Raw genomic sequence first — 21,804 nt, 5'->3', positions numbered from 1 at the left:
ATCTTTTTGTAATATATGCAAAAACAAATCTCTTGTTTTTGAAATATTTTATTTTTTATTCCTATATTTGCTTAACATTTCTTTAACTATAACTATTTATAATTAAAGTTGAGAAGATTGTACCGGCATGTTTCTAAGAATAAATAAACAATAAATATATTTTAATAACATATGAACAATTGATATTTATATATTAATAAATAATTATCAAATTGTATTTATGATTAAAGAATATATACGTTTTTATTATTTTTATTCACTCATAACAGAAAAACACCATCAATACTAATGGCATCCGTGTTCTGATATGAGATATCATTAACTATTCCTATACCGTAAATGCTATGAAAAACTTGACTAAAATCAGGCTAATGCCTTTTGAAAAACCGGACACCAACCTTACATCATGCAATCTATCAACAAACAATAGATTCTTGAATAATTACCATAAAAACACATCCATCATTAAAGATTTAACAAAAACCAATTTTATCATATCGTAACAAAAAGCGATCGCCTTAATACCGAAAGGCCCTGCATTTTGTTATGAATCTCTTGCTATCATTCAATAATTATCACGCCATGAAAAACTTAACCATTATTGGACTGACGCCTTTTGAAAAACCAGACGTTAACCTTATACCTAAACTACACCAAGCGGGCGCATTTCCCGTTTTAAGTTTAGGAAATGAAATAACGGCTGCACAGGAAGCGTTACATCAACTTGACAAGATAGACGTACCATCGTATGGTATTTATTTTTCTAATGACAATTTCACCACAATTCAAATTCCTGAAAAAGTAAGGTTCGCTATCCTTCCGTTCGGAATGCCGAAGCCCTCCAATCTGCCTGCAGTTTATCAGGTAAGCAGTTTGGAAGAAGCCCGACAGGCTGAACAATCGGGAGCAGAAGGAATCATTATCAAAGGAAATGAAGCAGGTGGATGGGTAGGCTATGAATCCACGTTTGTATTATTTCAGCGTGTGATCAAAGAAATTCAGAACATTCCGGTGTGGATACAGGGAGGAATAGGTCTCCATACTGCAGCGGCATCAAAAGCATTGGGAGCAACAGGAGTTGTACTGGACAGCCAACTGGCCTTGTTCCCTGAAAGTTCAGTTCCAAAAGACCTGAAAGAAGTATGCTCAAAACTGAATGGTACAGAAACGAAGGTGATTGCTAACCATCGTGTATTGGTAAGGCCCAATTCACCGGTATTACCAGAAAACACAACTGCTGAAGATCTGAAACAGTATTTCACCGGTCTGGACCTCAATACATGCTATATCCCTATGGGACAAGACATTTCGCTGGCAACAGACCTGTATGAAGATTTCAAAACTCTGAAAAAACTTGTTTTCGGATTCAAAGAAGCTATGTATGGGCACTTGAAACAAGCAAAAGCACTTAAAGTAATTGATAAAGACAACTCTTTAGCTCAGGAGTTAGGGTTGAGTTACCCTATTGCTCAAGGCCCAATGACCCGCGTGAGTGATGTACCTTCATTTGCCAATGCGGTAGCAGATGCCGGAGCTTTACCTTTTGTTGCCTTATCCTTATTGAAAGGAGAATCTGCAAAGTCTCTGGTAATGGACACCAAAAAACTGGCTGGTGAAAAAACATGGGGTGTAGGTATCCTTGGATTTGCTCCGCAGGAATTAAGAGAAGAACAGACCTCTTATATATTAGAAGCCAAACCTCCTGTAGTTTTGATTGCAGGCGGAAGACCAGCTCAGGCTAAAGTATTTGAAAAAGCCGGAATAAAATCATTCTTACACGTTCCTTCCCCTGCCCTTCTGGATATTTTCCTGAAAGAAGGTGCCAGAAATTTCATTTTTGAAGGACGTGAGTGCGGAGGCCACGTAGGTCCGCTTTCAAGTATGGTTCTTTGGGAAAAACAAATTGAACGTATCCTAAAAGAAGAAAACCCTGAAAACATCAGTGTCTTTTTTGCAGGAGGAATTCATAACGCATTTTCAACGGCGTTTGTATCCATCATGGCCGCTCCATTAGCTGCAAGAGGAGTAAAAATTGGAGTATTAATGGGAACCGCTTACCTTTATACTCATGAGGCGGTACAGACGGGAGCTATTCAGGAAGAATTCCAATCGCAGGCTATGCAGGCAAAAGATACCGTCTTATTGGAAACAGCTCCGGGACATGAAACCCGTTGTCTCAATACGGCATTTGCCCACCATTTCAATACAGAAAAAGCAAAGCTTCTTGCTGCAGGAATGGATAAAAAACAGGTGTGGGAACAGCTTGAAAAATTAAATGTAGGCCGTTTAAGAATTGCGGCTAAAGGCATAGAGCGCCAGGGTGATAAACTTGTCAGCATTCCTAAAGATGACCAACTAGACTTAGGAATGTATATGATAGGACAGGTAGCTACGATGCACAATCGTGTGATCTCATTAGCAGCTCTGCATCAAAGTGTTGTAGACAACTACGAGCATATTCAGGATGCAGCGTTACCTGAAGAACCGGTTTCTACTGAAAAACCTCTGGACATCGCCATCGTAGGAATGGAATGTATTTTCCCGGGAGCTAAAAACCTGGATGAATACTGGAGAAATATCATTTTAGGAAAAGATAGCGTTACCGAAGTACCGGACGAAAGATGGAATAAGGAACTGTACTACCACCCAGATTCTGACGGACCGGATGTGTCCCACTCTAAATGGGGAGGATTTATTCCTAAAATTGATTTTGATCCGCTGGCATTCGGAATTCCACCACAATCTCTTGCTGCCATTGAACCAACACAACTGTTAACTTTATTGGTTGCCAAGCGTGCAATGGAAGATGCAGGATATGGTGAAAAACATATCAACAGAGAAAACATTTCTGTTATTATAGGGGCTGAAGGAGGTAATGATCTTGCCAACAGCTATAGTTTCAGAGGATATTATAAGCAGGTTTTCGGAGAACTTCATGAAGAAGTAAAAGAAGCCTTCCCACATACTACAGAAGACTCATTTCCGGGTATTCTTGCCAACGTGATCGCAGGTAGGATTACGAACCGACTGGATCTTGGCGGCAGAAACTTTACCGTAGATGCAGCTTGCGCTTCTTCATTAGCTGCTATTGATCTGGCTTGTCAGGAACTTGTATTAGGAAAATCTGACATGGTTCTTGCAGGAGGAGCAGATTTACACAACGGAATCAATGATTACCTGATGTTTTCCAGTACTCACGCCCTTTCCAGAAAAGGAAGATGTGCTACTTTTGATGGTGATGCAGACGGTATTGCCCTTGGAGAAGGTATTGCGATCCTTGTTTTAAAAAGATATGAGGACGCTGTACGTGATGGTGACCGTATTTATTCCGTAATCAAAGGAGTTGGCGGATCCAGTGACGGCAAAGCACTGGGATTGACTGCTCCAAGACAGATAGGCCAGGTAAGAGCATTAGAACGTGCTTATTCCCAGGCGGGTATCAGTGCTGCTTCTGTAGGTTTAGTGGAAGCTCACGGTACAGGAACTGTAGTGGGTGACAAAACCGAACTAAGTGCATTGACTAATTTATTCAGCCGTTCAGGGGCATTGCCTGGGCAGACTCATTTAGGTTCTGTAAAAACGCAAATCGGACATACAAAATGTGCGGCAGGATTAGCAGGATTGATCAAGGCTTCCCTTGCCGTTTATCATGGTGTAAAGCCACCTACCCTTCACCTTCAGCAGCCGAATGCTTATTATAACGCAGAAACCAGTCCATTTGCCTTCCATGCAGAAAGTGGATTATGGGCGGAGAAAAACCGTTATGCAGGAATCAGTGCTTTCGGATTTGGGGGAACAAACTTCCATACAGTAATTGCCAACCATCCTAAGGAGGATAACTCAATTGTAATGCAGTCATGGCCTTCAGAATTATTTGTTTTCCGTGGAGACACTTATGAAGAAGCCAAAGGACAATCAAGCCAGGTAAAAGCTTTATTAGAAATTAACGATGGGATTCCTTTAAAAGATATCGCTTACAGCTTAAGTATCAGTTCAGAAAAGCCAATTCAGTACAGTATTGTAGCAGACACCGCTGAAGATCTGATGATGAAGCTCGAACTGGTATTGCTGGGGATTGAGACAAAAGATACGTTTACCGTGAATAAAAAAGAAGGTAAAGTAGCCTTCACTTTCCCTGGACAAGGCAGCCAGAGAATCAATATGGCTCGTGACTTATTTGTAGTTTTCCCGGCTATGCGTAAGATTATTGATGAGTATCCTGAACTTGAAAAAGTAGTTTTCCCATCTAAGACCTTTAACGAAGCTGATTTAAAACAACAAAAAGAAACCATTAAAGATACCCGTTTAGCACAACCGCTTTTAGGAATAGTAGACCTTGCATTGGCTAAATTCTTAGAATCATTAGGCATTATTCCTGATATGCTGGCAGGTCACAGCTATGGTGAAATACCGGCTTTATGCTTTGCAGGAGTATTTGGAGAAGATAAACTGGTTGACTTAAGTGTTCAGAGAGCTCAATCTATCTTAGATTCTGTAGAAGGTGGAGATCCGGGTTCAATGTTGGCAGCAAGCGCTACTGCAGAACGTTTACAACCGATCATTGCCAAAGTAGAAGGATGCTATCCGGTGAACTTTAACGCTCCTACACAATGTGTCATTGCCGGAAGTACAGAAGCGATCAATAAATTGCTGGAAGTTCTTAAACAGGAAGGTATTTCTGCTAAAAAGCTTGAAGTTGCCTGTGCGTTCCACAGTCCGTTATTAGCAAAATCCAAGGATTTATATGCTGAGGTGTTGAAAAATGTTCCTTTCGGGGAAATGCAGATTCCTGTTTGGTCCAATACCACAGCAGAAGTATATCCCGCGAACCCATCAGAAATAAAAGAAAGACTTACTGACCATCTGGTACAGCCTGTAAGATTTGTAGAACAGCTTCAGGCAATGTATAACGATGGTGCAAGAATATTCATCGAAGTAGGACCAGGAAAAGTTCTTACCGGACTGACCAAATCCTGTCTTGAAAAAGATCAGCTGACCTTATATGTTGAAGACAACAGCCGTAATAAATTCAGCCACCTGCTTTGTATGCTGGCACAATATTTAGGAACTGGCCGAAGCTTCAGTATTGATAAACTTTTTGATGGACGAAGCGTTAAGGTTATTGATCTTAACCAACCTGAGCTTTACAAAAAAAGCCCTGCCATCTGGCGTGTAAACGGGCAGACTGCCCACCCAACTCATGGTAATCTGCCATCTAATGGTGCTTTACCACTCATAAACCCTATTCCCATGAACAATTTTACTAATCAACCACAGGCCCCTGCAACTGAAGCTCAGTCTACTGCTGAACGCATGCTGCAGGAATATTTAAACAGCATGAAATTAATGATACAGGCACAACGCGATGTGATGCTTTCCTTTATGGGACAAAATCCTCAGGCGTTCCCTGCTCCTGTATACAATGCTCCGGTACAGGCTCCGGTTCAACAGCCGATATCTACTATTCCGGTTCAGCCTGTTCAGCAGGAAAGACCGGTAGCCGTTGCAGCTGTAAAACAAGCTCCGGCAAGAGATATCAAATCCTTATTACTACAGGTGGTAAGCGACAAAACAGGATACCCTCAGGAAATGCTGGGCATGGAAATGGACCTGGAAGCTGATTTAAGTATTGATTCCATTAAAAGAGTTGAAATCATCGGAACTCTTCGCAATGAACTAGGATCTCTGGGTAACGGAAACACCAGTGAAGACACCGTTATGGAACAGTTAGCAGGAATAAAAACCTTAAGCGGTCTTGTTTCATGGCTTACAGAATTCTCAGGAGCTGAAACAACTGCTGCTGAAAAAAACGGATCTGCAGCTGAATCAACAGCTTCAAAACCACAAACTCAACCGGCATTCTCTCTTGAAGACCTTCAAAATGCTATTCTGAATATCGTGAGTGAAAAAACGGGATATCCAAAAGAAATGCTAGGTCTTGATCTTGATCTGGAAGCGGATTTAAGTATAGACTCTATCAAACGTATGGAAATCATCGGTGATCTTAAAACCAAGATCGGTTTTGGTCAAAACCTTGAACAGGCTGATGATGTCATGGAAAAACTGGCTGCCATTAAAACTCTTCGCGGTCTGGCAAGCTGGATAAGCGAAATGAATGGTGAGACCAACGAAGCTACTCAGGAAACAAAAGAAACCAACACCGCAGAGCCAACTCAAAATATACTTTCACGTCTTCGTTTTGATATCACACCTACTGACGCTTCTTTAGTACAAAATACAGAAGTATTGCAAGGAAAACGTTTTGCCATTACACAAGATGACAGCAAACAAACTTCTGCAATCAAAGAAGCTCTGGAAAAACATGGTGCCATTGTAGAAATAGTAGATACAGAAAAAGATCTTTCAGACATTGACGGATTAATTATGCTGGATCTATTCTCAGCAACCGATAAACCAAGCATTATCGATCACGTAGATCTGATCAAAAAACTGGACTTTGATAAAGCAAAATGGGTATACCTGATCTCAGATATTCCGGCACATATTCAGGAAATTACTGATGTAAGCGTATTGCGTCATCACCAGGGATATCCGGGGCTTTTCAAAAGTCTGGCCAGAGAATTTGACAATATAACCTGCAGACTGATCAGTTTGAGCACTCCTCAGGAAGTAGATCAGATTGCTGAAATTACCTTAAAGGAAATCCTTACCAATGATAAACCTGCTGAAATCATTTACAAAAATGACCAGAGACACAAAGTAGACATTATCCCTTCGCCATTGTCAACAAGTTTAAATGAAGCCCATATCCAGCTAGATCAGAAATCTGTGGTATTGGTATTGGGAGGCGCCCAGGGAATCACTGCCGAGTTGGTAAAACACATGTCTCAGGCTTATCCATGTACCTATATTCTGGTAGGAAGATCTGCAGATCCAAGAAATGAGATTTCGGCTAAAGACTTTGAAGGAATGAAAACCAAAGAGGAAATCAGAGGCTTCTTAATTAAGTCTGGCCAATTCACTTCTCCTGCAGAAATAGAAAAAGAAACGACGAAAATTTTCAAAAACAATCAGATTCTTCGTACGATCCGTGATATGGAAGAACTTGGAAATACCATCGTTTACCAATCATTAGATCTTTGTGACGAAGAAGGTTTAAGTAACCTGATCAGCAGTATCTATGAAAAATACGACCGTCTTGACGGAGTAATCCACGGAGCAGGTCTTTTAGAAGATAAATTATTCAAACAGAAAACGACAAGCTCTTTCGGACGTGTATTTGATACCAAAGTGAAACCACTTCGTGTATTGGCTGAACAGCTTCGTACAGACTGCCAGTTTGTAGTACTGTTCTCAAGTATTGCTTCCGTATACGGTAACAAAGGTCAGACAGATTATGCGGCTGCCAACAGTGTACTGGATGATTACGCAAATGCTTTAAATAAAAGATTAAAAGGAAAAGTAATCTCCATCAACTGGGGACCATGGAAAGGAGCCGGAATGGTTTCTTCCACCCTTGAATCAGAATATGAACGCAGAGGAATTTCCATGATTCCATTGGATGAAGGGAAAGAAATCTTCCTTAACGAGATCAAATACGGAACTGAAAGCCAGGTGCTGATCATGTCAGGAAATAATTGGTAAAACGCTGCATAAACTCAATATGAAAAAAACAGATGTTGCTGTAATTGGTTTATCCTGTGTCTTTCCCGGGGCACAGGATGCCAACACTTTTTGGCAGAATATTGTCAATAAAGTCGATTCTACCGAGCCGGCTCCGGCTGATCGGATAGATCCGGTTCATTTCAGTGATGCCACAAGTCCCGTTGACCGTTTTTACTGTCAGCGTGGAGGATTTATCCCTGATTATACATTCGATCCTACAGCATTCGGTATTTTACCACTCGCTGTTGAAGGAACAGAACCTGACCACTTGCTTACCCTTGACCTGGTACAGAAAGCACTGGAAGACGCAGGAATATTTCAAAAGAATATTTCCCTTGAAAAAACGGGAATCATCATCGGTAAAGGAAACTATACCGGTCCGGGAGCTACCCGTGCTATTGAAATTGTAAGAACCGGAGAACAGATTTCTTCATTATTACAAGAGTTGCTGCCTCACGTTTCTTCCTCCGATATTGAAAAGGTAAAGCATGCTTTTCAGGAACGTAAAGGCCGTTTTGCAGCAGATACGGCGATGGGATTAATTCCCAATCTTGTTGCCTCTCTTGTCGCCAACCGGTTCAATCTGGGAGGTGCTGCATTTACCGTAGATGCCGCTTGTGCCTCTGCACTTATTGCTGTTGACCATGCTGTACAGGAACTTCAGAGAGGTCGTTCCGATATTATGATTGCAGGAGGAGTCCACACAGGACAAAATGCTGCTTTCTGGAGTATTTTTGCCCAGCTGGGAGCTATGTCACGCCAACAGCAGATCAAACCCTTCAGTATGGATGCTGACGGATTGCTCATTGGTGAAGGCTGTGGTTTCGTTGTTTTAAAACGATTGGAAGATGCCGTCCATGATCAGGATAAAATCTATGCGGTGATCAAAGGCGTAGGAGTAAGCAGTGATGGTACCGGAACCAGTGTTATGAGCCCATCCGTAAAAGGTCAGCTGAAAGCGTTGGAACAAGCCTGGATCAATGCTGATTTAGATAAAAATAAAGTCGGTTACCTTGAAGCTCACGGCACAGGAACACCACTTGGAGATAAAACAGAACTTCAGACCTTGGCGCAGTTCTTCGGCAAAGAAGAAGCTGCTCCGGCAGCGGGTATCGGATCTGTGAAATCCAATATTGGACATGCTATGCCAGCTGCGGGAATAGCAGGGTTAATTAAAACCTGTCTGGCATTACATCACGATACTTTACCTCCAACATTATATTGTGAGAATCCAACTTCGGAGATGCAGAATACAAGGTTTGAACCGGTACAGGAAGCCAAAAACTGGTCAAAAACAGGACTGCCAAAAGTAGCCGCTGTAAATGCCTTCGGATTTGGAGGAATCAATGCCCACGTTGTTTTGGAAGGCTATGATATGCCGAAAAAAGATCAGGTATTGATCTTGGCCAGACCTACCCATGAAGAATTGCTTTCCGCATTACAAAATAATGAAACAGCGATTGGTGAAGGAGACTTCAGGGTTGCGATATTTGATCCTACGCCTGCAAGATTAGAAAAAGCCATTAAAATTGTTTCCAAGAATATCATCTGGAAAAACAAACAGGATATCTGGTACACTTCTACTCCATTATTAAAAGATGGCGGTAAAGTTGCCTTTGTATTCCCAGGACTGGATGGACTGGCAAAAGGTGAAGTAGAAACGGTAAGCCGTTATTTTGAACTCACAGCGCCTATTGAAACAGAAGGTGAAGGTCTTCTAACCGATGCTTTAAACATCTTCAACAACTGCAGTATCCTTGATCATTCACTGAAAAAACTGGGAATTGTCCCTGATATGAATGCAGGGCACAGTTTAGGGGAATGGCTGGCAGGATATTCATCCGAGTTGGCAGAAGCAAATTCAGTTAAAGCTTTAATTGATGTACTGAATCCTGAAACTTTTGAATTAAAAGATTCCAAATTCATTGCTATAGGAGCTGGTATCGATACCATAAAACCTTTTATTGATGAAATTTCAAACCTGTATGTATCCAATGACAACTGCCCTAATCAGGTGATTCTTTGCGGAAGCAATACAGCTTTGGATGAATTGGTTCCTTTGTTAAAAGCAAAACAGATCTTCCATCAGGTATTACCTTTCCAGTCAGGATTCCACTCTCCTTTTATCGCTGATAAACTGGACGTGATCCTTGCGGGAATGGAAAAAGCACAGTTCCAGCAGACGAAAATTCCATTGTGGTCTGCCACCACATTAGAACCTTATCCTGCAGATCAGGCAGCGATCAGAAAACTGAGTGCCGAGCATTTGGTAGAACCTGTCCGCTTCCGTGAACTGACAGACAAATTATACGAAGAAGGCGCAAGAGTGTTCATTCAGGTGGGTACCGGAGGTCTTATCGGATTTATTGATGATACCTTAAAAGGAAAAGCATTCAGTACGATTGCTTCCAGCGTTCCTACCCGTTCTGCATTGGCACAGTTACAGCGTGTAGTTGCTTCCCTGTTTGTGGAAGGTAAAACAATTGCCCTTGACTTTTTAGAGATTCAGAATCACTCGAAAAGAGTATCAGGAAAAGGCATTAAGCTGGAATTAGGTTCTCCTATTATCCGTAATTTCAAAGAAGTAAAAGCTTTGGCTCAATCCTTTGATACACCAAAACAATATACAGCAACTGCTTCAGCCATTGCCACTAAAAGCGGTCATCCGCTGGTACAGGCATTCCAGGATAACGTTGCAGATATGATCCGGATGCAGGAAGAAGTATTGACTTTATTCCAGAACCGTCCGGAGATTACAATTCCACGTCCGGCTCAGGTCGCTCCTGTGGCACAACAGGTTGTTCAAAAAGCACCGAGAAGTACAACTTTTTCAAAAGATTTGTATGTAACGCTGGAAAGTCATCCTTACCTGATCGACCACAGTTTATTGAGACAGCCTAAAGGATGGGCTCATGTAGCAGATATGGAGCCGGTAATCCCGATGACGATGATCTTTGAACAGCTGGCAGAAATTGCAGAAGCAGAAATTCATGGAACATTGGTTCATAAAATCATGAACGTAAGTGTATTCCAATGGATGAACGTGGCCAAACCTTTTGAAAAAACTGTAAAAGGAGAATGGCGTTCACCGAATCATGCTTATCTCGATATTGAAAACTTTGCCAACGCAGAAGTAGTTTTAAAATCTGCTCCTGTTCCGACACCAACATTCAATCTTTCCATCGGTAATCTTTTACCTATCGAAAGAACCCCTGAAGAAATCTATGACATGCATATGTTCCATGGAGAAAAATACCAGGGAATCACTGAAATTTCAGCTGTTGGAGATAAAGGAATCATTGGAAAAATAAAAGGAAACGGCGGTAAAGGTTCATTACTGGACAATGCCGGACAGTTATTCGGGCTTTGGCTGCAGCTTACTTTAGTGAAAGACCGTATTGCATTCCCTGTAAAAATCAGAGATATTGAATTCTTCGGAGATATGCATGACCAGGAAGGTATTTTTGAATGCACCTGTATGCTGACCGAGCTTAATGATGAATTTGCCATTGCAGATATCATCCTGAAAAAAGATGGAAAAGTATGGTGTGCCATTACGGGCTGGCAGAACAGAAGACTGGAAATTGATGCCGCTCTATGGAATGTTTCCATGTCACCGCTGCACAACAGACTTTCGGAAGAGATTGCTCCTGATGTATTCTTCTTCCACCAGGCATATACCAGAGTGGCTTCATGGGATTTTATCCTGAAAAGATACTTCAACCAGACAGAAAAACAGCATCACCAGCAGTTATTACCGAACAAAAAGAAAAACTGGATGGTAAGCCGCGTTGCGGTGAAAGATGCCGTGAGAAATCTTCTCCGTCAGGAAAAAAATCATGCCTGTTTCCCGATTACATTTGAAATCCGTTCTGATGAAGTGGGGAAACCTTACCTCATCAGTGATTTTACAGAAGATATTCACATTTCATTGGCTCACAAAGGAAAAGAAGCCGTAGGAATTGCGAGATATGGAAAATCTGTAGGAATCGATATGGAACTGATGGAAGAACGCAGCTCAGGATTCTACGACATGGTATTTACCGACAACGAATTAGCCTTATTAAAAGACAGAGATCAGGCAGAATGGACCACCCGCTTCTGGGTAGCCAAGGAAGCTTACGGAAAGTTCCTGGGAACAGGATTGAAAGGAAATCCTAAAGCCTTTGAAGTCGAAATGATAAAAGACGATCACCTGTGGATCAACAACATTGAAATCAAAACTATTAAACATAAAAATTATATTATCGGATGGACACTGTAAACGCAACATTAAAAATGAACCACGAAGAACTTTTTACTTTATTAAAAGGTTTTATTACTGAAGTGATAGGTGCTGAATTTGTAGAAGAGATGGATATTACTCCTGAAAGTTCATTCACCAAAGATCTTGAAATGGACAGCATTGAAATTGTCTCTTTCTCTGAAAAGATCAAGGCGCATTTTGGCGATCAGATAGACTTTACGGGTTGGTTATCATCTATGGATCTTGACCAGCTTATTAATCTTGACCTTAGTATGATCATCAATTATATCTACGAATGCCAATAATCACTGTCAATAACAGACAAGTTCATATACAGGAACTCAACAAAGGAGCCGAACAAACCGTGGTACTCATCCACGGTATGTTCAGTAACCTGTCCATTTATTATTTTAATATTGCCCCCATTCTGGCAAAACATTTCCATGTGGTGATGTACGATCTGAAAAGTCACGGTATGAGTGAACGCTTTTTGGATGGGTACGATCTTGACAACATGTCATCCGATTTAATAGGTTTAATAGATCACCTTCAACTGGAAAAAGTGCACCTTGTAGGCTATAGTTTCGGAGGCCTTATTGCTTTAAAAACAGCTTTAGAATACCCGGACCGCGTGAATCAGCTCGTGGTAATGGAAGCTCCGGATCCTCAGGACGAAAAAGCCCGTAACATCATTGATGAATACAGCAAAGAATTTCTTGAGCATTATGTAGCCAATTTTACGGATACCACCAAAGTGCAGATGGGGAAAAGACAAATGGAAAAGAACCATCGTATGTATGAATTTCTGTTTAATCAAACCACCATTAAAGCAGATATGATCAGGGAAAAACATTTCCTAGGTGAAACCGACTTCAACAAACTGACGGCTTCTACTCTATTGCTTTATGGCGCTGATTCCAACTGCAGACCTACCGGTGAGTGGCTGCAATCTCAAATCAGCGGATCTGAACTTGAATTAATCCCGGGCGATCACAATATTCCTATCCAGGAACCGAATCTGATTGCAGAAACGATCGCTCAATTTTTATCTAAAATTTTAACACAAAACCATGGCTAAATTTGCATTTATAGTTCCACCATTGACAGGACATGTCAACCCTACCTTAAGCATCGGTGCTACTCTTTTGGAAAGAGGACATGAAGTAGCCTGGATCAGCCTTGACCCTACTTTAGGGGCTAAACTTCCCGAGGGTGGAAAATTATTACTGATCCAATACGATCAGACTGACGAAGAAAAAAAAGAAAGTGAACAATATCTTGATATTATTTCCAAAAAAGTAGTGTATGGTATAGACAGCGTTAAGTTCCTGTACGAAGAGGTTCTTATCCCGCTGAACAGACATTGCTATAATGGAGTTATTGCTTTACTGAAAACATATCAGCCTGATTTGGTTATCGGGGATCATCAGTTATTTGCTGCCCCTGTTGCTGCGAAAATGCTGGGAATTCCTTATGCCACTTCCGTTACCGCTCCGGCTGCCATCAAAATCATGAATGAGCTTCCAAAGGTACACGAATGGGAAGTGAATCAGATTGTAGCACTACAGAAAGAACTTGGTTTCCAGGAAGAACATTCTCTGGCAACTTCAGACCTTCTGACACTCGTTCTGACATCCAAGTATTTCTTTGGTGACATGGAAGATCTTCCTTCTCAATATCAGTTCACAGGTCCTGTTCTTACAGAGCGTCGTATTTCTTGTGAATTCGATTGGGACAGATTGAAAAATGCTACCAACAAAAAGATCCTGGTAAGCATTGGGACTACCTTCGATCATGATCATAAAAAAGCATTCTTCCAGAAGGTCATTGATGCCTTTAAAGATGAAAACTTAACCGTTGTAGTGGTTTCTGATCCACAGCTTTTCGAGCAGTGGCCGGATAACTTTATGGTGTATCAGCAGGTTCCTCAGCTGGATCTGTTACCTCATCTTGACGGTGTAGTTTGCCATGGCGGTCACAATACCGTTTCCGAAACATTATCCAACGGGATTCCTTTGGTAGTGATTCCGATTGCATATGACCAGTCTCACGTTGCAGGACGCGTTGTGCGTACAGAAGCGGGTGAGCGTCTTAATTTTAACAGATTTAAAGCCAATCACCTGAGAGAAGCGGTACAACAGATTTTAAATAATCCAAGCTATCGTGAAGCGGCTCAGAAGGTAGGACAATCTTTTGTGGAAGCAGGAGGTGCACCTACAGCAGCTAATCTATTGGAACAGGCTATATCAAAGGCTTCAAAACCTGAAAAACCGTCTAAGTTTTTATTCGTTGTTCCTCCGTTTTTCGGACATGTGAGCCCTACTTTAAGCGTGGGAGCGAGTTTAATTGCCCGCGGACACGAAGTAAAATGGTTCGGAATTACCCCTTTAGCCAGCAAACATATTCCCGAAGGAGGCTCTTATTTCTATCCCGAAGAAGATCTTGTACCGTATCAGGAAGAAATTGCCCGCATTTTAAAAAGACAGGATGACGGCCCGGCCTGTTCCGGACCTGAAGTGATGAAACTGGCACTGGAAGAAACCTATGTTCCTTTCGCTAAAATGATGATGCCGGGATTAACCAGACTGACAGAAAGCTGGATGCCGGATGTTATCGTGAACGACTGTATCACTTTCGGAGGGGCTCTTTTCGCTCACAAACATAATATTCCTTGTGTAACGACAACTCCGGTTCCACCGGATGTGATGGGAGATACAGAAAAAAGTGCTCCAAAAATCTGGGAATGGCAGCAAAACCTCATCAAAGACCTGCAGAAAGAAGTGGGAATTCATGAGGAAGGAATTTACATCCATTCTCACAAACTGAACATGGTATTTACTTCACAGGCTTTCGCTGGTTTTGAAACTGTTCCGTCTCATATGAAGTTTGTGGGTCCGGTGAAAGGCCGTCCAAACGATGCTCCATTCGACTGGGATAAATTAAACGCTTCTACCACTCCAAAGATTTTCGTATCATTGGGAACGCTGCTCGTAGATATCAGAAAAGCTTTCTTTGAAAAAATTATCGCTGCATTCAAAGACCAGCCGGTAACAGTGATTGCCGCTACTCCACCTGAAATCTTTGAAGAATGGCCGGACAATTTTATCGTGAACAGCTTTGTTCCTCAATCTGCAGTAATGCAGCAAATGGACATGGTGATCTGCCACGGTGGTTTTAATACCGTAAACGATACTTTCCGTAACGGTTTACCGATGTTGATCACTCCTATTGCTTACGATCATTTCCATATTGCAAAACTGATTGAGCAGGCAGGCTGCGGAATCAGCATCCGATACAAGAGACTGCGTGTAGATGCCCTTCGTGAAACCGTTTTTGAATTGTTGGAAAATCCAAAATACAGAATTGCTGCTCAAGAGGTCAGAAATACATTTACCCTTGCCGGTGGTAACGATAAAGCAGTAGAATTATTAGAAAATTTTGTACACGAACATTCAAAATTAGCTTCAGTGTAGCCTATGAATCAACCTATAAAAAGAAGATTGCTATTTGGTGAACGTATGTTATTAGGGGACGGAACAGAACCTTTTAACGCGGTCATTCCGTTCAGACTGAGAGGTACCTTTACATTAAAAGATATCCAGCAGGCTTTAGCCAAAATTCAAAATAAACACCCCTGGCTGAGAGCATTGATCAGTCATGATGAAAAAAATATTCCGTGGTTCAATGTTCCGGAACAACCCGTTTCCATTCCTGTAAGAATCGTCACCAGACAAAGTGAAGATCAGTGGCAGGAAGAATCCAAAAGAGAATGGAACACCACTTTTAATTACGAAAAATTACCCATGATCCGATTTATCTGGATCAAAGGAGAAGACGTTTCCGATATGCTGTTTGCATTCCACCATTGTCTTTGCGATGGTGGCTCTGCAATGGCTTTCTTGAAAGAGTTTCTCATCGTCCTGGACAATCCGGCAGCCGATATCGGTATAGAAAACCCAATATTAGGTATTGAAGATGTAGTTCCAGCCCATATTCTGAACAGTAGAAAACAGAAACTGAAAGCTAAATTTATCGGAAGACTTGCTGCTACAGCAATCAAATGGCTTCCGGTAAACAAAAAACCTGTTGAAAGACAGAATGACTATCTGATCCATGGAAAACTGGATGAAACGACAAGTCAGGAAGTTATTGCTTATTGCAAATCCCAGCAAGTGACCGTCAATACATTTTTGAGTGTAGCGCTATTGCATGCTTTTAAAAAAGTGAGAGGTAAAAAATCCTTCAACAAAGTTTCCTGTCCGGTAGACATCAGGCGTTTTGCCAAGCAGATTAAAGAAGACCACATTTTCGCTTTCGGGCTGATGATCGTGATTTCTTCCGATGAAAAGCTAAGCTTTACAGAAAATCTCCGTGCGATGCAGAAATCAGTAGAACAAAAAGCTTCAAAGCTGGATCCGTATATCACCATGATGGTGATGGAATCCGGACATGATGCCCTGAAAAGTTTCACCAGACTGTTAAAGAACGGAAAGTCATCCAACGACTGTATGTTTTCTAATCTGGGACCCCTTCAGATTCCTCATGAGTATAAAGAGTTTTCAGTAGAGACCATCTTCAGTCCATCGGTCATTGGTCCGTTAGGAAATACCACTACCCTTGTAGTTTCTACCTATCGTGGAAGAATGGATTTTTCCATCATGGGAAGCGAAGGCTATATACCGTATGCTGAAGTAAAGGCCATCCGTGATGAGGTTCTAGAGACAATTTATTCACAAGTTAAACAGAAAGCAGTATCATGATCAAAAGACCTTTAATGATGGTGGAAAGGATCATGTATGTAGATCCTGAAACGCCTTTAAACTGTATTTATACCGCAAAGATCACAGGGCAGGTTTCTGAGGAAACCTTTAAAACAGCTCTGATCAAAATCCAGCAGAAACATCCCATGCTGAGGGCTATCGTTGATCATAAGGTCGGGCGGTATCCTTATTTTATGGGACAGAAAGATATTGAACCTATTCCACTCCGTATTGTAGAACGAAAAACAGACGATGACTGGTTTAAAGAATCCGAAAAAGGATGGTTCAAACTGTTTGACCAACCCAAAAAGCCTCTGGCCGAAGTAGTATGGGTGAAAGGACAGGATACTTCCGAAATCCTCTGGATCATGCCTCACTGTATTTCAGACGGAACCACCGGAGTGACCCTGATGCGTGAACTTCTGAGTTTGCTGGACAATCCTTATTCGCCGTTAATTCCTTATGTTGCTTTCGAATCTGTGGATGATTTTCTCCCTTCAGATTTTAATACAGGAATTAAAAAATACAAGGCCGGTCTTTACCTGCTCTTCGCCAGAATATTCTTTTCTATCCAGCGAAAAAACAAAAAAAGAAACCTTGGAAAAAGCTACGCTATCCACTGGAAAATGACTCCTGAGGATACCAAACTGATTACTGAAAAATGTAAGGCCAACGGAATTTCCGTCCACGCTTTGCTGTGTTCTTCGGTGATGCAGGCCTTCCGTGATATTCAGGGAGACCGTGCGAAAGGTAAGGTGATCAGTCCGGTAGATGTACGCCATTTCATTCCGGAAATCAAAGAAGATCATTTGTTTGCTTTTGCCCCAACGGTAGAGCTTTCCATCAGGAAAGACAATAAGGATGTTATGGGCAATGCCAAGCAGATCAAAAAAGACCTTATTGAGAAAATCAGTAAGCTGGAAGCCCGTGAACTTCTTTGGATGGGAGAACGTATGCACCCTGTTGTAAGCCGCATGATCAGAATGCTGAAATCCAGCGAAGGCGGACATGATGTGACCTTATCCAATATGGGAAAGGTTAATATCCCGAATGATTACACCAATTTTAATCTGGAAACGGTCTTCAGTCCTACCGTGGCTTTCCCATGGCTGAACTCCAATACTTTAGTTGCCAGTACGTACAACCAGCAGATGGATTTCACCTTCATGTCCAATGAAAATTTTCTTCCCAAAGAAGAAGCCCATCTGATAAAAGATAAAGCCATTGAGCTATTGACCACCTCCCTATGAAATTTAAAATAAAGCCTCCAAAGCCAAAACCCATCAAAAAAACCACCCTGAAACGCTTTCTCATCAAGCGTACGATTTACTATGTCCTCCCGAATGTATTTTTTAATTTCATCATCGCGTATGCCAGCTTCAAAGAGTTAGGCTACACCCATTTTTTCTCAGGAACCCAAAACCTGGCCCGTCTTACCCTGCCGATGGCTATTTTCCTTCCGGTAGTCCTTACCATTGATATCATCAAAAGGGTAACCGATGCCGCCAGCCAGGAAGCCATAGAGTTTACCGTAGACGAACAGTTGAATATTAAAAAGTTAATGACTAAGCTCAGTATTTTACATGGCCTTATTACAGGTGCATTAGTACTCTCCCTACTCTTTATAGGACAGTATAATTTCTCAAAGGATTATAAGCTGGATGCTACGGCAATGGCTGTGGTAGTGGGAATATTGGCAGGTGTACTGTCTGTGGTGTTTGTGTATTTGCCGGTGTGGAGATTGAGGAGGTGGATGTGTAGGAGGACGCAGACTGTAACAGTGGACTTACAACAGTAATTCGCTTTTCTAAATATAAATTCTTTCTAATTAATATCTAGCCTTGATAGATATTATCAAGGCTTTTGAAACATCCTTATTCCATTACAAACGTATTTTATTTATAGTGGCTTCTATTTCTGAAACTATTAATAGCTATATTTAATATAATTATTATTTAAAACATGAGATTCAATTGCCCAATTCTGATAATACGCTTCTTTTTCATTACTTTGTAGCAATTATGAAAGATTATATTAAATACCTACTACCTTATAAGAAATCCTTTCAGACAATTAATCTCTCAAGAAGAGAAGTTGTCGCTCTCGAAAAGTTAGTTATTAATCATCTCAAAGTACGTGATATGAGTGAGCTTAGAGATAAATTTGAAGGTCAGGCATTTTTGGATAACTTTCTCTACAAATCAATCCCTATTATAGGCATACAAAAATATTTAAAAAACACTTTTATAGATTTTGAAAACATCAGTGTAGATAAGTTTTTATCTGAGATTACAATATCTGATCAAATAGTCAATGTGGTTATGTTTGGTTCAAATTTACCGCTGATTGATATTGACAATAATCATCCTTGTATATTCATTCATTCAACAGAAAATTCTACATTACAACTTTGCGGTTATGCATCTTCACAAGTTATTAAAGATAATCTGCTTAATGTCAAAAAATATGGTTTTGGGTCAAAAGAAACTATTAAAGGGAATTTTTATGGGTTTAATCATCTTCTAGTCTTTAATAGTCTTTGCGAGCTTGAAAGTCTAATAAAAGCGTAACAAAACATTATTCTTCATTTTGTGGAATAGAGTCACCATTCATAAAAGCTTCAAATGCACCAATAATGATGATAAAATAAGAGTTTAGATTCCTGCGGAATGACAAGGTGGGCGTGTATGATGCGCATATGGATATTTATTTCCTTAAGACTTTACCACAAAAACTATTCACTCAGACTATCCACACAGTTTGTCATTCCGTAGGAATCCATACATAGAAAGCTTTTTGATAATGAATGATAATAAATAAATAAGAGTTTAGATTCCTACGGAATGACAAGGTGGGCGGGTATCATGCATATCGGGATACTTATTTGCTCAAGACCTTGCCACAAAACTTATTCGCTTAGACTATCCACACAGTTTGTCATTCCGTAGGAATCCAGATTCAGAAATATTTTTGGATAATAAATGATAATAAAAAGAGTTTAGATTCCTGCGGAATGACAAAGACTGTGTTTTATGACTTTGTTTAGGTTAAAGGTACATCTTAATCTTACTCCATTTCTTACAAATTTAAATGAGAGCTTATACTCAATTCAAAACGAAACTCCTATTTCTTCTTTCAATTACATTGATTAAATCCAATTGAAAAAACAAGTAGAGTATATTTTTTGTAACTTTTGTAAAACAAACACACAAATGATTGAGTTTTCAAGAGGAAGATATACCTACTATATCTATATTCTCACCAATAAAAACAGAAAAGTACTTTATACTGGCGTTACAGGAAACCTCCACAGGAGATTGCATCAACACAAAACAAAGCTAAATCCCGGTAGCTTCACAGCAAGATATAATCTTGAATTTCTAATTTATTACGAGAAATATGATTGGATTCATCATTCCATTGAAAGAGAAAAGGAAATTAAAAACTGGTCAAGAATTAAAAAACTTGAACTTGTAAGGAGAACAAATCCTAATTTAGAATTTTTGAATTACCTGTTTGAAAATTGGCTTTGATATAGATAATGTTCGCATCAAATAACAAAATTGTATATCGCAAGACTATCCACACAGTTTGTCATTCCGTAGGAATCCAGATACAGAAAGTTTTTTGATAATAAATGATCATACAATAAGGATTTAGATTCCTGCGGAATGACAAGGTGGGCGTGTATCATGCATATTGGGATACTTAATTTGCTCAAGACTTTACCACAAAAACTATTCGCTCAGACTCCCACACAGTTTGTCATTCCGTAGGAATCCAGACACAGAAAACTTTTTGGATAATAAATGATGATAAAAATATTAGTTTAGATTCCTGCGGAATGGCATAGTGGACACTTATAGCGTGACAAAGTGGGCGCCATTATATGGATTTATTTGTTATACACAGTTATTTCAATTAACTCCTACGCCCTTCATAATACTTTAACAAGCATTATACCCATTCCCCAGATAAATTTTCGTTCTTTTGCAAAAAGTTTTAATTTTTAAATAATCGCATGTCGAAGTTTGATGAAATACGGTATTTTCATGATCATGAAGTGAATGAAAGATTGCAGAGTGTAGCCCGTGATCCTATGATGAAAGCACTGATGAACTTTACTTTTCCCGGTGTGGATGAGCAGGTCTGGCTTGAACAGTTTAAAGAGATCCACTCTATAAGTGATTTTCAGCATCATTTTGTTGCACATACCGTTCGTCAGATCCTTGCAAAAAGTTCTGAAGGTTTAACGACCTCAGGCTTCGATAAACTGGATAAAAATACTCCATACCTTTACATTTCAAATCACAGAGATATTGTACTGGATACTTCCCTGCTTAACCTGGCTCTTCTGGAAAGCGGCCACATTATGACTGCTTCAGCCATTGGGGATAATCTTGTGAAAAGAAACTTTTTGAATGTATTGGCTAAACTGAACCGTAACTTTTTAGTTCAAAGAGGCCTGTCGCTTCGTGATCAGCTTAAAAGTTCACAAACCATGTCCGAGTATATTGATCATCAATTGCACCACGAAAACCGTTCTGTATGGATCGCCCAGCGTGAAGGCCGTACCAAAGACGGTAATGATGCCACTCAACAGGGTGTTTTAAAAATGCTTGCCATGGCATCAGGAGATCAGTCACTGATAGAGTATTTTAAAACCTTAAAGATTGTTCCTGTATCTATTTCTTACGAATATGATCCTACAGATTCTCTGAAAATGCCTCAGCTTCTCGCACAGCACAGGGATGAGGAATACATCAAAGGTAAAAATGAAGACTTTACCACTATGCTCAGCGGAATATTAGGACAAAAGAAACGAATTCATCTGCATGCCAGTGATGTTATTGATACAGAACTGGATGAAATTGCCGCTACGATTGAGAATAAAAACAAACAATTGCAGGCCGTTGCGCAGGTGATTGATCATTCTATCATTAAGAATTATAAGCTTTGGCCGACAAAATATATTGCTTATGATCTGATTCATAACACAGATATCTATGCTTCACAATATACTAAACAGGAGAAACAGTTGTTTATCCGAAGGCTTGAAATGCGTATAGACCCGTCAGATCCAGTTTCTAAGGAGTATTTCCTGGCGATGTACGCCAATCCTTTGGTGAATAAACTGAAGCTTGAAGAAGGTTTTGAAGGATAGTTTACGAT

General features: G+C 40.4%; 11 protein-coding genes. All 11 read left to right on the top strand.

Going from position 1 to position 21,804, the window contains the following annotated elements; translation table 11 throughout:
- The first annotated feature begins 582 nt into the window (after positions 1-582).
- The 11 genes from ACLMCG_RS09875 to ACLMCG_RS09825 all read left to right on the top strand — a co-directional run bounded on the left by ACLMCG_RS09875 (position 583) and on the right by ACLMCG_RS09825 (position 21,796).
- The gene (locus ACLMCG_RS09875) at positions 583-7,605 is read left to right on the top strand and encodes an SDR family NAD(P)-dependent oxidoreductase (protein WP_413960460.1); all 7,023 of its coding nucleotides are present in this window, start codon (positions 583-585) and stop codon (positions 7,603-7,605) included.
- 19 nt (positions 7,606-7,624) lie between these two features.
- Positions 7,625-11,890, top strand: coding sequence for a beta-ketoacyl synthase N-terminal-like domain-containing protein (locus ACLMCG_RS09870; RefSeq protein ID WP_413960461.1), 4,266 nt, complete (start codon positions 7,625-7,627; stop codon positions 11,888-11,890).
- On the top strand, positions 11,878-12,177 hold the full coding sequence (locus tag ACLMCG_RS09865; RefSeq protein WP_002977699.1) for an acyl carrier protein: 300 nt from the start codon (positions 11,878-11,880) through the stop codon (positions 12,175-12,177). Before ACLMCG_RS09870 ends, ACLMCG_RS09865 begins: the two co-directional genes overlap by 13 nt.
- The gene (locus ACLMCG_RS09860) at positions 12,168-12,950 is read left to right on the top strand and encodes an alpha/beta fold hydrolase (RefSeq protein WP_413960462.1); all 783 of its coding nucleotides are present in this window, start codon (positions 12,168-12,170) and stop codon (positions 12,948-12,950) included. Before ACLMCG_RS09865 ends, ACLMCG_RS09860 begins: the two co-directional genes overlap by 10 nt.
- On the top strand, positions 12,943-15,345 hold the full coding sequence (locus tag ACLMCG_RS09855; RefSeq protein WP_413960463.1) for a glycosyltransferase: 2,403 nt from the start codon (positions 12,943-12,945) through the stop codon (positions 15,343-15,345). Before ACLMCG_RS09860 ends, ACLMCG_RS09855 begins: the two co-directional genes overlap by 8 nt.
- 3 nt (positions 15,346-15,348) lie before the next feature.
- Positions 15,349-16,632, top strand: coding sequence for a condensation domain-containing protein (locus ACLMCG_RS09850; protein WP_413960464.1), 1,284 nt, complete (start codon positions 15,349-15,351; stop codon positions 16,630-16,632).
- On the top strand, positions 16,629-17,882 hold the full coding sequence (locus ACLMCG_RS09845; RefSeq protein ID WP_413960465.1) for a phthiocerol/phthiodiolone dimycocerosyl transferase family protein: 1,254 nt from the start codon (positions 16,629-16,631) through the stop codon (positions 17,880-17,882). Before ACLMCG_RS09850 ends, ACLMCG_RS09845 begins: the two co-directional genes overlap by 4 nt.
- The gene (locus ACLMCG_RS09840; RefSeq protein WP_413960466.1) at positions 17,879-18,430 is read left to right on the top strand and encodes a hypothetical protein; all 552 of its coding nucleotides are present in this window, start codon (positions 17,879-17,881) and stop codon (positions 18,428-18,430) included. Before ACLMCG_RS09845 ends, ACLMCG_RS09840 begins: the two co-directional genes overlap by 4 nt.
- A gap of 223 nt (positions 18,431-18,653) precedes the next feature.
- Positions 18,654-19,202 (top strand): hypothetical protein, encoded by a 549-nt coding sequence (locus ACLMCG_RS09835; protein ID WP_413960467.1) that lies wholly within the window; start codon positions 18,654-18,656, stop codon positions 19,200-19,202.
- A gap of 642 nt (positions 19,203-19,844) precedes the next feature.
- Positions 19,845-20,165, top strand: coding sequence for a GIY-YIG nuclease family protein (locus ACLMCG_RS09830; RefSeq protein WP_413960468.1), 321 nt, complete (start codon positions 19,845-19,847; stop codon positions 20,163-20,165).
- Positions 20,166-20,653: 488 nt separating this feature from the next.
- On the top strand, positions 20,654-21,796 hold the full coding sequence (locus ACLMCG_RS09825) for a 1-acyl-sn-glycerol-3-phosphate acyltransferase (RefSeq protein ID WP_413960469.1): 1,143 nt from the start codon (positions 20,654-20,656) through the stop codon (positions 21,794-21,796).
- The last annotated feature ends 8 nt before the right edge of the window (positions 21,797-21,804 follow it).

The organism is Chryseobacterium sp. S90, from assembly GCF_047444895.1.
GTDB lineage: Bacteria > Bacteroidota > Bacteroidia > Flavobacteriales > Weeksellaceae > Chryseobacterium.
This window is presented reverse-complemented; position numbering and strand designations above follow the sequence as displayed.